Source organism: Comamonas sp. JUb58 (assembly GCF_004364775.1).
Taxonomy (GTDB): Bacteria; Pseudomonadota; Gammaproteobacteria; order Burkholderiales; family Burkholderiaceae_C; genus Comamonas.
The window spans coordinates 23,630-38,754 of the sequence record NZ_SOAL01000014.1; the positions used below are offsets into that span (position 1 = coordinate 23,630).

Annotated in this window: 11 protein-coding genes; 9 read left to right on the forward strand and 2 right to left on the reverse strand. The window is 66.3% G+C overall.

All coding sequences use genetic code 11. The features are described from left to right. The first annotated feature begins 21 nt into the window (after positions 1 to 21). Positions 22 to 1,125: an alanine racemase gene (gene alr, locus EDF71_RS15810; protein WP_133857541.1), complete on the forward strand. Its 1,104-nt coding sequence runs from the start codon at positions 22 to 24 to the stop codon at positions 1,123 to 1,125. A 146-nt stretch (positions 1,126 to 1,271) separates the two neighbouring features. Here alr and EDF71_RS15815 read toward each other — a convergent pair whose 3' ends face one another. Then, a complete protein-coding gene (locus tag EDF71_RS15815) occupies positions 1,272 to 1,775 on the reverse strand; it encodes an XRE family transcriptional regulator (protein WP_133857542.1) in 504 nt (167 codons plus the stop codon). A gap of 144 nt (positions 1,776 to 1,919) precedes the next feature. Between EDF71_RS15815 and EDF71_RS15820 the strand changes: the two genes are divergently transcribed. The 8 genes from EDF71_RS15820 to EDF71_RS15855 all read left to right on the forward strand — a co-directional run bounded on the left by EDF71_RS15820 (position 1,920) and on the right by EDF71_RS15855 (position 14,442). After that, positions 1,920 to 2,504 (forward strand): TetR/AcrR family transcriptional regulator, encoded by a 585-nt coding sequence (locus EDF71_RS15820; protein ID WP_133857543.1) that lies wholly within the window; start codon positions 1,920 to 1,922, stop codon positions 2,502 to 2,504. Next, positions 2,501 to 4,165 carry an MFS transporter gene (locus tag EDF71_RS15825; protein ID WP_133857544.1) on the forward strand — a complete coding sequence of 555 codons (1,665 nt, stop codon included), beginning with the start codon at positions 2,501 to 2,503 and terminating at the stop codon, positions 4,163 to 4,165. The genes EDF71_RS15820 and EDF71_RS15825 overlap by 4 nt, the downstream gene beginning before the upstream one ends. Before the next feature lie 41 nt (positions 4,166 to 4,206). Next, positions 4,207 to 5,403, forward strand: a complete 1,197-nt coding sequence (locus EDF71_RS15830) for an HlyD family secretion protein (protein WP_133857545.1) — start codon at positions 4,207 to 4,209, stop codon at positions 5,401 to 5,403. Next, positions 5,400 to 6,866 carry an efflux transporter outer membrane subunit gene (locus EDF71_RS15835; RefSeq protein ID WP_133857546.1) on the forward strand — a complete coding sequence of 489 codons (1,467 nt, stop codon included), beginning with the start codon at positions 5,400 to 5,402 and terminating at the stop codon, positions 6,864 to 6,866. The genes EDF71_RS15830 and EDF71_RS15835 overlap by 4 nt, the downstream gene beginning before the upstream one ends. Before the next feature lie 178 nt (positions 6,867 to 7,044). Continuing rightward, a complete protein-coding gene (locus EDF71_RS15840; RefSeq protein ID WP_133857547.1) occupies positions 7,045 to 11,112 on the forward strand; it encodes a Pls/PosA family non-ribosomal peptide synthetase in 4,068 nt (1,355 codons plus the stop codon). Continuing rightward, positions 11,100 to 11,729 carry a hypothetical protein gene (locus EDF71_RS15845; RefSeq protein WP_133857548.1) on the forward strand — a complete coding sequence of 210 codons (630 nt, stop codon included), beginning with the start codon at positions 11,100 to 11,102 and terminating at the stop codon, positions 11,727 to 11,729. The genes EDF71_RS15840 and EDF71_RS15845 overlap by 13 nt, the downstream gene beginning before the upstream one ends. Before the next feature lie 253 nt (positions 11,730 to 11,982). Then, positions 11,983 to 13,521 (forward strand): ABC transporter substrate-binding protein, encoded by a 1,539-nt coding sequence (locus EDF71_RS15850; RefSeq protein ID WP_243854334.1) that lies wholly within the window; start codon positions 11,983 to 11,985, stop codon positions 13,519 to 13,521. Between the two features lie 54 nt (positions 13,522 to 13,575). Beyond that, positions 13,576 to 14,442: a substrate-binding domain-containing protein gene (locus tag EDF71_RS15855; protein ID WP_166656561.1), complete on the forward strand. Its 867-nt coding sequence runs from the start codon at positions 13,576 to 13,578 to the stop codon at positions 14,440 to 14,442. Here EDF71_RS15855 and EDF71_RS15860 read toward each other — a convergent pair. Further along, positions 14,439 to 15,068 carry a glutathione S-transferase family protein gene (locus EDF71_RS15860; protein WP_133857551.1) on the reverse strand — a complete coding sequence of 210 codons (630 nt, stop codon included), beginning with the start codon at positions 15,066 to 15,068 and terminating at the stop codon, positions 14,439 to 14,441. The two genes, EDF71_RS15855 and EDF71_RS15860, sit on opposite strands and share 4 nt — an antisense overlap. Between the last annotated feature and the right edge of the window lie 57 nt (positions 15,069 to 15,125).

Below are 15,125 nucleotides of genomic sequence, written 5' to 3' on the forward strand. Positions count from 1 at the left end.
ATCTTGTTGTGAGTATTTGCCATGCCGCGCCCCATTCTAGCCACCATTCACACTGCTGCCTTGCAACATAACCTGGCACGCGCACGTCAAGCGGCCCAAGACGCCAAGCTGTGGTGTGTGGTGAAAGCGAACGCTTACGGCCATGGCATCGAGCAGGTGTTTGACGGCATGCGCGCCGCCGACGGCTTTGCGCTGCTGGAGCCGTCTGAGGCCCAGCGCATCCGCGATCTGGGCTGGCGCGGCCCTATCTTGTTGCTGGAAGGCGTCTTTGATGCGCGCGACCTGGAGCTGTGCTCGCGCCTGAACCTCTGGCACACGGTGCACTGCGACCAGCAGATCGACTGGCTGGCGGCCCACAAGACCCAGCAACCGCACCGCGTGTTCCTGAAGATGAACTCCGGCATGAACCGCCTGGGCTTCACCGCCGAGCGCTACCGCTCCGCTTGGGCGCGGCTCAATGCGCTGCCTCAGGTGGATGAGATCTCCTTCATCACCCATTTCAGCGATGCCGATAGCGCCAAGGGCATAGGCGCGGCACTGGCGCTGTTCAACCAGACCACCCTGGACCTGCCCGGCGAGCGCAGCATCTGCAACAGCGCCGCGATGCTGCGCAATCCCGATATGTCCGCCAGCGAGCGCGGCGACTGGGTGCGCGGGGGTATCCTGCTCTACGGCAGCGCGCCCGATTACCCGCTGCAAACCGCGGACGACTGGGGCCTACAGCCCACGATGACCTTGTCGGCCAAGGTCATCGGCGTGCAGGAGCTGCAGCCTGGCGACACCGTCGGCTACGGCTCGGCCTTTACTGCCGACAAGCCCATGCGCATCGGCGTCGTCGCCTGCGGCTATGCCGACGGCTACCCCCGCCACTGCGGCAACGGCACCCCCGTGCTGGTCGACGGCCAGCGCTCGCGCCTGATCGGTCGGGTCAGCATGGACATGGTCACCGTCGATCTCACCGACTTCCCCCAAGCCGGCTGGGGCAGCGAGGTCACCCTCTGGGGCCGCGCTGCCAATGGCACGGTGCTCTCCATCGACGAAGTGGCCCAGGCCGCTGGCACCGTGGGCTATGAGCTGATGTGCGCGGTGGCGCCTCGCGTGCCGGTGGTGGTGGATGGGCACTGAGCTGCCTCAAAAATAGGCAAATCTTCCAAGGGCTGGGTGGGCGCAGCGCCATCACTTCTGAAGGTTTCAGCCAGCCCCGCAGGCTTTAAAGAAAGACCTGCCTTTGCAGCCTGAGCGCGTCGCGGTCGATGCTGGCTGCAGTTCGCTCATCTCTCTTTGGGGCCAGACTTATTAAGCAGCGCTGCAATACCCGGGTGGGTACTTGTAAAAGTAGGGCCTGTCTGCGTGGATAACATCTTTTTCAGCGGTGAGATGGCTGGTCCTGTCTGGCTAGGCAGTCCCTCTTCTGGTTGAGCGTCATCAGCACTTGCGTTATAGGCGTTGGATCGTTTGCTAGGTGAGCGCTTGCTCCGAACTCTCGCTATTTCTTTCTCCAGCGCGCCATGGTCATTCTGCGGCGTAATAAGTTCCGCCAGAGAACTGCGTGGATTGATCAACCAGATGCACATCACATAGGACGCCATGGCCACGGATGGGTCACCGCGTTCAATACGGGCCATCGTGGGTTGTGAAACGCCCAGCCTCATGGCCCATTGCGCCTGTGATTCACCCCGCCGTTTGCGCGCAATCGCAATGTTCAGAGCCAGATGCTTGATCTGCTGCAGCACGATGTCTGGATAGTCCGAGGGCGGCGTATTTTGGCGAGGCATTCATAGATATTAGTTTTTTCCCCACAGATCGTAAATCTATAAATAAAATTAACCCACGGGTTTACCCTGACGTCACCAGGGTTTGTGCAGGCCGCGTGCAATTAGCGTACAGTTTTGTACGTTTAATGCTTTTGCCTGCTTACCATGACCCCCAAAGAACGCCAACCCCGCAGTGATGCGCTGGCCCACCGCAGCCAGTTGCTCGATGCGGCCCTGCATGTGTTTACCGAGCAGGGGGTGACGGTGGCTTTGGATGTGGTGGCGGAGCGGGCGGGGGTGAGCCGCACAACGCTGTACCGCAATTTTGCGGACCGGTCCGAGCTGCTGCGGGCCTTGCTGATCCATATCCTGGAGCGGCTGGCCGCCAAGGCCCAGGCCTTGAGCGAGACGGGCGATGCCGATGCGCTGTTCGAGTTTCTGCGCTTGTGGGCCCATGACTCGGTGCTGACCGTGCCGCTGACCGATTACTGGCGTTCGCTGCCGCTCGATGACCCCTTGGTCGTCGATCTGCGCGCGCGCCTGTTGGCACTGGTGACGCCCTTGCTGCTGCAGGCCAAGGCGGCAGGGCGCTGCCGGGAGGATTTGCAGGGCGCTGATCTGCTGCTGATCGTGGGCATGTTCAGCGCGGCGCGGCGGGGCCGCACACCGGCTGAGCGCCTGCAGCTGAGCGACCGCGCCTGGCAGCTGATCACCGAAGGCCTGCGCGTGGATGCCAGGGAGGCGGTATGAACGCGCCCGCCTTTCGCTATGTCGAGCAACCCCCGGATTGGGAGACGCATGAGCGCCCCGTGCTGCCGGGCTCGCCCGCGCGGCTGCAGCACACGCTGCCCCGGCGCCTGGCCTACATCATGGTGGGCCTGTTTGTCGGTCTGGTCGGTGGTCTGGGCAATGGCCTGGTCACGGCCAATCTGACCTCGATCCAGGGCCAGCTGGGCTTGACGGCGGTTGAGGCCGCCTGGCTGCCTGCAGCCTATGTGATGGTGAATGTGACGGCCAACCTGCTGGTCTTCAAAAGCCGCCAGCAGCTGGGCCTGCGGGTGTTTGCCGAATGGGGCCTGGGCATTTATGCGCTGTTGGCCTTGCTGCACGTGTTTGTCGAGGGCTACACCATGTCCATCGTGGTGCGGGCTGTGGCCGGTTTTGCCGGTGCCACCACCACCTCGCTGGCCGTCATGTATGTGATGCAGGGCTTTCCGGCCTCCAAGGTGCCCTCGGCCTTCATCCTGGGCATGAACATGTCCTCGATCGCCGTGCCGCTGGCCTGGGTGCTGTCGCCCTCGCTGGTCAACGTCAACCCCTGGCCCCATCTGTATGCTTTTGAGGCAGGCCTGGCGCTGATGGCCTTTGCCGCCGTGGTGGTGCTCAAGCTGCCACGGGGCCTGCAGATCCATGTGTTCGAGCCGCTGGACTTTGTGACCTTTTTGCTGGTTGCGCCTGCGGTGGGCCTGCTGTGCGCGGTGCTGGCCCAGGGTGTGAATGCCTGGTGGTTCAACGCCCCCTGGCTGGCCTATGCGCTGATCGCCTCGCTGGTGCTGTTTGCGCTGGCGGCGCTGCTGGAATACAGCCGCCGCACGCCGCTGATCCAGCTGCGCTGGCTGATGCACCCCACGACGCTGACCTTCATGGCTGGCGCCATCATGATGCGTTTCATGATCTCGGAGCAGAACTATGGCGTGGTGGGCCTGCTGCGCGCGATGGGCGTGGTGCCCGAGCAGTTGCAGGCGCTGTACGGCGTGATCTTTGTCGGCATGCTGCTGGGTGTCATTGTCGGTGCGGCCACCTTCAGCCCCCAGGCCATCCTGCCGCAGATTCTGACCTCGATCCTGCTGATCGGCGTGGGCGGCTGGCTGGATCTGCACTCCACCAGCCTGAGCCGCCCGCATGATTTTTTCTTCAGCCAGTTCCTGATTGCGTTCTCGGCGGCGCTGTTCATGGGGCCGGTGATGATGATCGGCATCCAGCGTGCGCTGGGCAAGGGGCTGGACCACATGGTCACCTTTGTGGTGCTGTTCTCGGTCACCCAAAGCCTGGGCGGCCTGCTCGGCCCCGCGCTGCTGGGCAGCATCCAGCAGCAGCGCGCCCAGCTCTACACCCAGGCGATTGCGGCCGATATGCCGGTGACCAACCCCTTGGTCGCGCAGCGCCTGGCCCAGCAATCCCAGTCCCTGGGCCGCACCATCACCGACCCGGTGCAGCGCGGCGCCCAAAGCCAGGCCCAGCTGGTGCAGGTGATCCGGCGTGAGGCGGCAGTGCGCGCCTTCAACGATGTGTTCCGCGTGATTGGCGCAATGGCGCTGGCCTTCCTGGCCTGGGCGTTCTACCGCGTGCTGCGCCAGCGCATTCTGGCCTGGCTGGCGCGGCGCCGAGGCGAGCTGCCGGCTCCCGTCTGATCCCCACCCCCTTTTCGATCCTTATCTACAAAGCAACAACAATGTCTGATACTGAAAAACCCACACCTAACGCTGCCCCCGCTGCCACAGCGGAACCTGCAGCCCCCCAAGCCACGCCAGCGCCTGCTGCGCCCGTGCCCGCCGCTGCGCCTGCCGCATCGCCAACGGCCAAGCTGATCCGGCCCAGCCGCCGCGCGGTACTGACGATGGCGGTCGTCGCCTTGGCCGGCGTGCTGCTGGTGCTCTGGGCCTGGAAGCTGCCGCCCTTTGCCTCCGACATGATGCGCACCGACAACGCCTATGTGCGCGGCCAGATCACCGTGCTGGCGCCCCAGGTCAGCGGCTATGTGACCGAGGTGAATGTGCAGGACTATGCGCATGTCAAACGCGGCGATGTGCTGCTGCGCATCGATGACCGTATCTATGCCGAAAAAGTGGCCCAGGCCCAGGCGCAGCTGGACAATGCCCGCGCGCAACTGGCCAACTCGGACCAGACCCAGGCGCAAAACCGTGCCAACCTGGGCGCGCGCCAGGCCAGCCTGTCGGCGGTGGATGCCGAAGCCCGCCGTGCGGCGGCCGATCTGCAGCGGGTCGAGGACCTGGCCGCACGCGGCTCGGTGTCGCTGCGCGAGCGCGACCAGTCCCGCGCCACCAGCCAGCTGGCCAAGGCCAATGTGCAAAAGGCGCAGGCCGATATCCGCATTGGCGAGCAAAGCATCAAATCCACCCAGGTAGCACGTGCCAGCCTGGAGGCCCAGGTGAAGGCCGCCGAAGCCCAGCTGGGCCTGGCCCAGATCGACCTGGACAACACGGTGGTGCGTGCGCCGCGCGATGGCCAGATCAGCGAAGCCTCGGTGCGCCTGGGCCAGTACGTGGCCTCGGGCACGCAGCTGCTGTTCCTGGTGCCCGAGCAGCTCTGGGTGGTGGCCAACTTCAAGGAAACCCAGATCGCCCACATGCAGCAGGGCCAGGCCGCCAGCTTTTATGTCGATGCGCTGGAAGGCGCCGAGCTGAGAGGCCATATCGAGCAGATGGCACCGGCCACCGGCTCGGAGTTCAGCGTCATCAAGGCTGACAACGCCTCGGGCAACTTCATCAAGATCGTGCAGCGCCTGCCGATCCGCATTGCGATTGACCCAAACCAGCCGCTGGCCGCCCGCCTGCGCCCGGGCATGTCGGTTGAAGTGCATGTGGACACGCGCGCCGCCAAGGCCGCTGCCCAAGGAGACCGGCCATGACCCGCAGCCCGCTAGTGCGCGGTTCGGCCTGGACCACGCTGACCACCCTGGGCATGGCCATGCTGCTGGCTGGTTGCGCACCGGCGCTGCGCCAGGCACCCGCCGATGTCGCCGTGACCGTGCCCAGCGCCTGGGCGCAGACCGAGGCCGCTGCCACCAGCGGGCCGGAGGCCGCCGTGCCCGCCGCCTGGTGGCAGGCCTTTGGCGATGAACAGCTCAACCACTATGTGCAGGCCGCGCTGGCCCGCAATGCCAACCTGCAGGTAGCAGGCACCCGCGTGGCCGCAGCCCGCGCCCAGCTCGCGGCGGCTGATGCCGCGCTGCAACCCAACCTGTCTCTGGGCAGCAATGTGGGCGCCACCCACACCTTGACCACCTCGGGCATCACCACCAGCCGCTCCATCCAGCCCCAGCTGCAGGCCAGCTGGGAGCCCGATCTCTGGGGCCGCCTGGGCGACCGCAGCACGGCGGCCGATCTGCAGTACCGCGCCAGCCAGGCCGACCGCGATGCGGTGGCTCTGACGGTGGCGGCCACCACGGCCCAGGCCTATGTCGACCTGCTGGGCCGCGAGGCGCAACTGGCCCAGACGCGCCGGACCCTGCAGACCCGGAGCACCGCGCTGCAACTGGCCCGTGACCAGGAATCGGTGGGCTATATCTCGCGCCTGCAGGTGACCCAGGCGCAGGCAGAGTACGAGGCCATCCAGGGCCAGATCCCGCCGCTGGAGCTGGCGATTGCGCGGCAGTACAACGCGCTGCAATTGCTGGCCGGCGATGTGCCCGCCGTGCGGGATACCGCTGCGGCCGACGGCCAGGGCTTTGCCCGCCTGCAGATGCCGGTGGTGCCCGCTGCGCTGCCGTCGACCCTGCTGCGCCGCCGGCCTGACCTGGTGCAGGCCGAGCTGAACCTGGCCGCCAGCGATGCCAGCCTGCGTGCCAGCCGCGCCGCCTACCTGCCCCAGCTCAACCTCAGCGCCAGTGCAGGGCGGCTGTTTGTCAATGCGCTGCAGTACAACCCGATCAATGTCTGGAGCCTGGGCGCCAGCGTGCTGGCCCCGCTGTTTGATGGCGGCCGGCTTGATGCCCAGTACGATGCGGCTACGGCCCAGCGCGACCAGGCCGCCTACGCCTACCGGGGCGCGGTGCTCTCGGCCTTGGGCGATGTGGAAAACGCGCTGGTCGGCGTGCAGCGCCTGGCCGAGCAGGAGCAGGCCGCCGAGCGCCGCCGCGCCGTGCTGGCCCAGACCCTGGGCTATGCCAAGGACCGCTATGAGGCGGGCTATGCCTCCTACCTGGAGCAGATTGACGCCCAGCGCAACCTGTTCCAGGCCGAGACCGAGCTGGTCAACCTGCGCCAGAGCCGGCTGGACAACCAGATTGCGCTGTACCGCGCGCTGGGCGGGGGCTGGTCGGCCGATGCCGTGCTGCCGGCCGCCGCAGCGCAAGCCACAGCCGCAGATTAGGCCGGGCTTAAACACGGGCCAAAGCGTTGTGCTCAGCCCTCAGGCCGGCCCTTGCGGGGGTGATCCCGGGTTAGCAAGCATTGGTACAGCCGCATAATGCGCAAATGCCCCATTCTGGGGCGTTATGTGCAGAAAGGCGGTGCGCCTGCGCCTTCTGCAGCTGCCGGGTATTGCTGCCATGTCTGAGACTGTTGTTTTGCGGGGGCCCGAGCGCCCTGATTTGTTGCGCCACGAGGTGCTGGCCGATGTGTTGGAGGCCACCGCCTATGCCCACCCCGAGCAAGTTGCGCTGATTGCCGGCACGCGGCAGTTGACCTATGCCCAGCTCGATGCCGACGCCAGCCGCGCGGCACACCGGCTGATCGAGGCCGGCATTGGCCCGGGCGACATGGTGGGCCTGTGGCTGCCACGCGGCATTGCGCTGCTCAGCCTGCAGCTGGCCATTGCCAAAACGGGCGCCGCCTGGCTCCCCTTTGACAGCGAAACACCCCCCGAACGCATAGCGACCTGCCTGGAAGACGCCGGCGCCAAGGCACTGCTGATGGCCGCCGCCACGCCCCAGCAGGGCCTGCGCAATGCCCAGGTGCTGTGCCCGCTGCTGACCGACACCGACCTGCTGGCCGAGCTGCCCGCCGGCACCGCAGCGCGCCGGCGCAGCAATGCCCAGCCCAGCGATCCCGCCTATGTGATCTATACCAGTGGCTCGACCGGCAAGCCCAAGGGCATCGCCATCAACCAGGGCAGCATCTGCCACTTTTTGCGCAGCGAGAATGCGCGCCTGGGTGTGCGCCTGGGCGACAAGGTCTACCAGGGCTTCTCGGTGGCTTTTGACATGTCCTTCGAGGAGATCTGGATCAGCTACCTGGTGGGCGCCACCTTATGGATTGCGCCGCGCGAGATTGCCGGTGACCCCGAGGCGCTGCCGCAGGCCTTGCTGGACCAGCAGGTGACCGTGCTGCATGCCGTGCCCACCTTGCTGGCGCTGTTTGCCCAGGATGTGCCCAGCCTGCGCATCATCAACCTGGGTGGCGAGATGTGCCCCGAGGCCCTGGTTGATCGCTGGGCCCGCTCCAGCACCGGCGCGCCCCGGCAGCTGTTCAACACCTATGGTCCCACCGAGGCCACCGTATCGGCCAGCCTGGCCGAGCTGAAGGCGGGCGAGCCCGTCACCATCGGCACGCCGCTGCCCAACTACAGCATGGTGGTGGTGCAGGTGATCGAGGCGGACAGCTTTCCTGCAGGCACGGCACCCCAGTTGGTGGGCTTGCCGGCCGGTGAGGTGGGCGAGCTGTGCATTACCGGCCCCGGCGTGGCCGCCGGCTACCTGGGCCGGCCCGAGCTGACGGCCGAGAAGTTCTTGGACAACCCCTGGTCGGCCGGGCCGCATGACACGCGCCTCTACCGCACCGGCGACCTGGCGCGCATTGATGAGAAAGGCCAGATGCAGTGCCTGGGCCGGGCCGATGACCAGGTGAAGATCCGCGGGTTCCGCGTGGAGCTGGGCGAGATCGAGGCCGTGCTGGCCCAGCAGCCCGGTGTGGGCACCACGGCGGTGCTGCTGCGCAAGGACGATGGCATCGACCAGCTGGTGGCCTTTTATGTGCCGCTGGACACGCCCCCCAGCCATGCCGCACTGCGCAGCGCGCTGGCCGAGCGCCTACCGCCCTATATGGTGCCGGCCCGGTTTGAAACGTTGGCGCTGATGCCGCGCCTGACCTCGGGCAAGATCGACCGCAAGGCGCTGCGCGCCGCCGAGCTGAGCGCCGCTGTTGACAGCGGTGACTCGGACACCGCCGAGACCCCGGCCGAGGAACTGCTGTTTGCCGCGCTGGCCAAGATCTTCCCGGGCCAGCCCATCCGCCGTTCGCTGGATTTCTTCAGCGACCTGGGTGGCCATTCGCTGTTTGCCGCGCGCCTGACCTCGATGCTGCGCGCCGATACGCGCTTTGCGCAGGCCACCGTCAGCACCATCTACCAGCAGCGCCGCGTGGGCGCAATTGCCGAGGCCTTGCAGGCCAACATGCTGGCGGGTGATGAGCCGGCTGCGGCGCCGCGCGCTTTCCGCGAGCACTCGGCGCTGCGCCGCTGGCGCTGTGGCGCCGCGCAGGCGGTGGCGATTCCGCTGCTGGTGCTGGTCAAGATGGCGCAATGGCTGGCGCCGTTCTTCACCTACCACTTCTTCACCGGGGACGAAAACGACTCAGTGGCCGTGGCCATTGCGGTGTCGGTGCTGGCCTTTGCGCTGGCCACGGTGCTGGAGTTTGTCGTGGCCTGGGCCGGCAAATGGCTGATTGCCGGCCGGCTCAAGCCGGGGCGCTATCCGCTCTGGGGGATGACCTATTACCGCTGGTGGCTGGCGGACCGGCTGATCGAGGCCGTGCCCGTGGGCATGATCACCGGCTCCTCGCTGTTCCCGCTGTGGTTGCGTGCGCTGGGCGCCAAGGTTGGCAAGGATGTGGTGCTGGGCTCGATGACGGTGCGCGCCCCCGATCTGCTGCGCATTGGCTCGGGTGCCAGCGTGGGCAATGTGGTGAGCCTGGAGAATGCCCGGGTCGAAGGCGGTTGGCTGCTGCTGGGCACGGTCGATATCGGCGCCGAGGCCTGCATTGGCTCCTATGTGGTGCTGGAGGGCAATACCCGCCTGGGCGACTGGGCCCATCTGGAAGGGCAGTCCAGCCTCAGCGATGGCCAGGTGCAGCCCGAGCGCAGCGTCTGGACGGGCTCGCCCGCCCAGCCGGTCTCGGACTTTGACACCAGCTGCATGCCCGAGCGCGTGCGCCCCAGCGCCGCCTGGCGCGTCTGGGAAATGCTGGTCTATGCGGTGGGCGGCCTGAGCATCGCCACCCTGTTCTTCATGCCCGTGTTCCCGGCGTTCCTGCTGATCGACTGGCTGGATGTGGACGCGATCTCGGTGCGGCCTTTGATCGAAGACGGCACTGTCGATGCACTGGGTGCCTTTATCCTGCGCTTCTTCAAGTTCTTTGTGCTGGCGCTGCCAGCCAGCCTGGTGCTGGTGGTCTGCACCATGCTGGTGGCGGCCCTGGTCCGCTACCTGTTCCTGCCCCGGCTGAAGCCGGGCACCTGGTCGGTGCACAGCGGCCGCTACCTGGGCAAGTGGCTCACCAACCAGATCCAGGAAGGCAGCCTGGCCACCTTGCACGGCATCTATGCCACGGTGTTTTCGGCCAGCTGGTACCGCATGCTGGGCGCCAAGGTAGGCAAGCGCACCGAGCTCTCCACCGCGCTGGGCGTGGTGCCTGACATGCTGACCCTGGGCGACGAATGCTTTGTGGCCGATGCGGTGATGCTGGGCGATGAGCGCATCGACGGCGGCTACATGACGGTGCAGCCTACCGTGGTGTCGCGCCGCAGCTTTATCGGCAATGGCGCCTATGTGCCCGATGGCTCGACCATCCCCGAGGGGGTGCTGATCGGTGTGATGTCGGCCGTGCCGCGCAATGCCGACATGCAGGCCAACCAGACCTGGATTGGCTCGCCGGCCATCAACCTGCCGGCGCGCGAAGTGGTGCAGGGCTACCCCGACCATTTGACCTTTGCCCCATCGCGCCGCCGCGTGCTGGGCCGGGGCCTGGTCGAGGCCTTCCGCATTGGCGCGCCCCATGCGCTGGTGATTGCCGCCGGTTATGCGATCGTGCTCGATGCCATGCCGCTGGCTGCTGCCGGCCGCTGGGGCGCGGTGGTGCTGGATCTGGCCATCGCCGGCATGGTGTTTGGTCTGGGGGCCTTCTGGGCGGTGGCGCTGTTCAAGTGGCTGCTGGTGGGGCGCTACCGCAAAAAGGCTGCGCCGATGTGGACGCCTTTTGTCTGGCTGTCCGAGGCGACCACCAGCATGTACGAAGGCATTGCGGTGCCCAACTTCTTGCGCTACCTGCGTGGCACGCCCTGGCTCAACCTGGCGATGAACCTGCTGGGCAGCAAGATTGCCAGCAGCGCCTACCTGGACACCACCGACATCACCGAGCACGACTGCGTGACCATTGGCGCGCACAGCGAGCTCAATGCGCTGTCCTGCCCGCAAACCCATTTGTTTGAAGACCGGGTGATGAAGGTGGACGACGTGGTGATTGGCGAGCGGGTGACGGTGGGCGCACGCTGCACCGTGCTCTACAGCGCCGAGGTGGGCGATGGCGTGCAGCTGGGCCCCATGACCCTGGTGATGAAGGGTGAGCGCCTGCCGGCCGGCACCCGCTGGCAAGGCGCACCGGCCGCGCCATGGCGGGCTTAGGGCTGAAATGGACAGTGCAGCCGCTGGCCTTGCCGCCAGCGCTGCAGGGCCGGGTACAGGCCCAGGTGCTGACGGTGGCCGCACCCCCATCCAACCTGCTGCCGCGCGAGGCCCTGCGCGAGGCCGTCTACCGGGCCATTGGCGAGACCTTGGCGCCGCAGCTGGGCTGTGTACCAGCACAACTGGCGGTGCAACGCCGCGCCGGCCAGGCCCCGCAGCTGCTGCGCAACGGACAGATGCTGCCGGGCTGGCAGCTGTCCATCAGCTATGCAGATGCGATGGCGGTCTGGGCTTGCACACAAGAGGGCCGCGTCGGCATTGATGTGCAGGGCCCGCCTGGTGATGCACACACCGATATCGATGCCGCTGGCTGGCCGGCGGTGGCTGCCCTGTACCTGGAGCCCGATGCCGCCGCTGCGCTGGCGGGCTTGCAGCGCATGGACTGGCAGCGCGGCTTTGCCCGGCAATGGGCGAGGCTGGAGGCCCAGCTCAAATGCGCCGGGCTGGCGTTGACCGAAGTTCATGATCGCCGACCTGGCTGGAATGCGCATATGGTTTTGAGCGATCTGCCCTGCGATGCGGGTGCCCTGGCGCTGGCCTGGCGCGCGTCGGCCTAGGCGGCATCTGGCTTTAGCGCCCCCGTTACACTGGCCTGCACCGCAGCCGCTACCAGAAAGTAGTCAGCGCCGGGCCCATATCGATACAACGAATAAATCGTTGGCGGGGCCGGGCTGCACTGCCATAGTGCGGCGTTTTGATTTTTTGCATGGAATGAAGGACTCTGTGATGCAACCCACCACTTATCTGCAAGGCCGCAACGGCTGGGCGCGCAGCGTCTGCACACTGGCCATCGCCGGCGCAGTGGCCAGCATGGCATTTTCTGCTCAGGCATCGAACTTCCGCTGGACCCGCTCGGCCGATCTGTCGTCCTGGGACATCCATGCGCAGAATGTAGGGGTCAACAACTCGGTGCACCGCGCGGTCTACGAAGCGCTGGTCGAGTACAACAGCCAGACCCAGAAGCCCGAGCCTTCGCTGGCCACCAAGTGGGAGCGCATCAATCCCAAGCAGCTGCGCATCACCTTGCGCGAAGGCGTGACCTTCAGCGATGGCTCGCCGCTGACCCCCGATGACGTCAAGTTCTCGCTGGAGCGGGCCAAGTCCAAGAGCTCCGGCTTTGTGGTCTACACCCAGGGCATCGACCGCATCGAGGTGGTCAATGCCCGCACCCTGGATATCTTCTCCGACGTGCCCAACCCGGTGCTGGTCAACCAGCTGACCGAGCTGCGCATCATGAGCAAGCCCTGGGCGGTGCAGCACCAGTCCGAGGTGCCCAAGGACATCAAGGCCAAGGACGAGAACTATGCCCACCGCCATGCGCTGGGCACTGGCCCCTATGTGCTCGACAGCTGGTCGCAGGATTCGCGCCTGGTGCTCAAGCGCAACCCGCAGTGGTGGGGCAAGACCCAGTACCCCAGCAACATCACGCAGGCGGTGTACACGCCGATCAAGTCGGACGCCACGCGCACCGCAGCGCTGCTGTCGGGCGAGGTGGATTTCATCATCGACCCGAGCATGAATGACCTGCAGCGCATCAAGCAGGCGCCCAACCTGCAGGTACTGGAGTCTGCGGCTGACCGCACCCTGTTCCTGGGCATGGACCAGTACCGCGACGAGTTGCCGCAGTCCAGCGTCAAGGGCAAGAACCCGTTCAAGGATGTGCGCGTGCGCCAGGCACTGTACCAGTCCATCGACATGGGCACCATCCAGCGCGTGGTGATGCGCGGCCTGGCCCAGCCCACCGGCACCTTGATCGCCCACCATGTGAATGGCTGGACCAAGCAGGCCGACCAGCGCCTGGCCTTTGATGCGGAAGGCGCCAAGAAGCTGCTGGCCCAGGCGGGCTACCCGGATGGCTTTGAGTTTGAGTTCTCCTGCCCAGCCGGCCGCTACCCCAGCGATGAGCAGCTCTGCCAGGCCATCAGCGCCCAGTGGGCCAAGGTGGGCATCAAGGCCAAGCTGCGCACCTACCCGTTTGCCACCTACTTCCCGATGATCCAGCGCTACGAAGCCAGCGTCTACCTGCTGGGCTGGTCGGTACCGACCTTTGATGCCTACTACAGCCTGCAGGCGCTGCTGCGCTCGCCTGGCGGCAGCGGTGATGGCAACTTCAACCTGGGCCGCTTCTCCGACCCGCAGCAGGATGCGATGATCGAGCGCGTCAAGACCGAGACCGATCTGAAGCTGCGCAACCAGTTGATCGAGAAGGTGCTGCTCAACGAGCACAAGGCCATCTCGCACATCCCGCTGTTCAACCTGATCACCCCCTGGGCAGCCAGCAAGAAGGTCAGCATCCCGACCCGCGCGGACAACTACATCGACTGGCGCCTGTTGAACGTGGTGAATTAAGGGGCAGGTTAGAGGACATGGGCGCGGCTGTCTGATAATGCCGGCATGCGCCTGATGCCTCTTCGCCGCTCCTTCTTGCTCAGCTGTGCCGCTGCGGTGCTGGCGGGCTGTGCCTCCGAGCCGCCGCAGCCCGATGCGGAACCAAGCCTGGCCCATGCCAGCCTGCCGGTGCAGCTGCTGATGACAGAGGGCTTTGTGCCCGTGCACCGGGCGCTGGCCGGTCAGCTGATGATCCCCACCCAGATCCGTGCCGAGCCCGGCTATGGCGCGCCGCATGTGGTGGCGCAGGAGCTGATGCAGTACCTGCAGCAGGCGCGCTGTGTCGATCTGGTGTTGGCGCCGCGCCCCGTGTTGCAGCTGTTGCAGGCGCATGGCCTGGTACGCCAGGGTCGTCTTTATGACGTGGTGCGCTCACCGCTGATCGCCATCGTGCAGGCAGGCCGCCCACTGCCCGTGCTCAAAGACACCGAAGACGCGAAGGACATGCTGGAGGCGACCCGCAGCATCGCCTACCCCTCGGCCGATGGCGGCGACTTTATCGAGCAAAAGCTGTTTCCTGAACTGGATTTGAATGCCAAGGTGCTGCCCAAGAGCATCAAGGTGTTTGGCCCCCAGGTGGCGCAGCTGGTGGCCCGGGGCGATGCGGAACTGGGCCTGCTGCTGCGCAGCGAGCTGCCCCGTTCTGCCGAGGTGCGGGTCGTTGGCAAGATTCCGCATCCACTCGCCTATGAGGCGGTCTACAGCGCCGGCATTGCTGGCCAGGCCTGCAGCACCGCCGGTGCCCAGTTGCTGGCCCGCTTTTACCAGCGCGAAGCGGCCACGCATGACTGGAACGGCTCAGGCTGGGAGCCGGTGGCGGGCGTGTCGCAGCCACCCGCGCCACCGGTCGAGCACCTCGATCCGGCTGAATACCAGCCTTAAGCGCTCTGGGCCAGTGCCGCCTGCACCGCAGGCCGTGCCGCCACGCGGGCGTAGTGCGCGGCCACGCGCGGGAACTCGTTGATATCGACGCTGTCGCTCTTGAGCCAGCCGGCCATCGTGAACAGGTAGCCATCGGCCACGGTGTACTGCTCACCCATCACCCAGGTTTTGTCGCCCAGGTAGTGCTGCTCGATCAGTGCAAAGGCATCGCGCATGTTCTGCGGCACCTTGGCCTGCATGGCCTTTTGTGCGGCCTCGTCATCGGCCCAGCGTGCTGCGCGGGGGCGGTGGGCATGGCTGATGTGCACGGTCGAGGCCAGGTAGCTGTTGAACTCCTGCATGCGGGCGAGTTGAAACGGGTCGCTCAGCGGCGCCAGTTGTTGGTCGGGGTGGGTTTGCGCCACATAGAGCAGCAGCGCGGCCGTCTCGGTCAGCACGCCTTGCGGGGTGACCAGCGCAGGCACGCGGCCCTTGGGGTTGATGGCCAGGTAGGCGGGCGTGCGCTGTGCACCTTCGGCCATGTTCAGGCGCTGGGCCTGGAAGGCGGCGCCTGCCTCGTGCAAGGCAATCAGCACGGCCTGTGCGCAGGTGCCGGGGGCGTAGTACAGGGTCAGGTCTTGGCTCATGGGTCTCCTTCGGGGGCGGTGCGGGTGTTGGTGAGTGGCTGTCTGCCGTATGGCCTG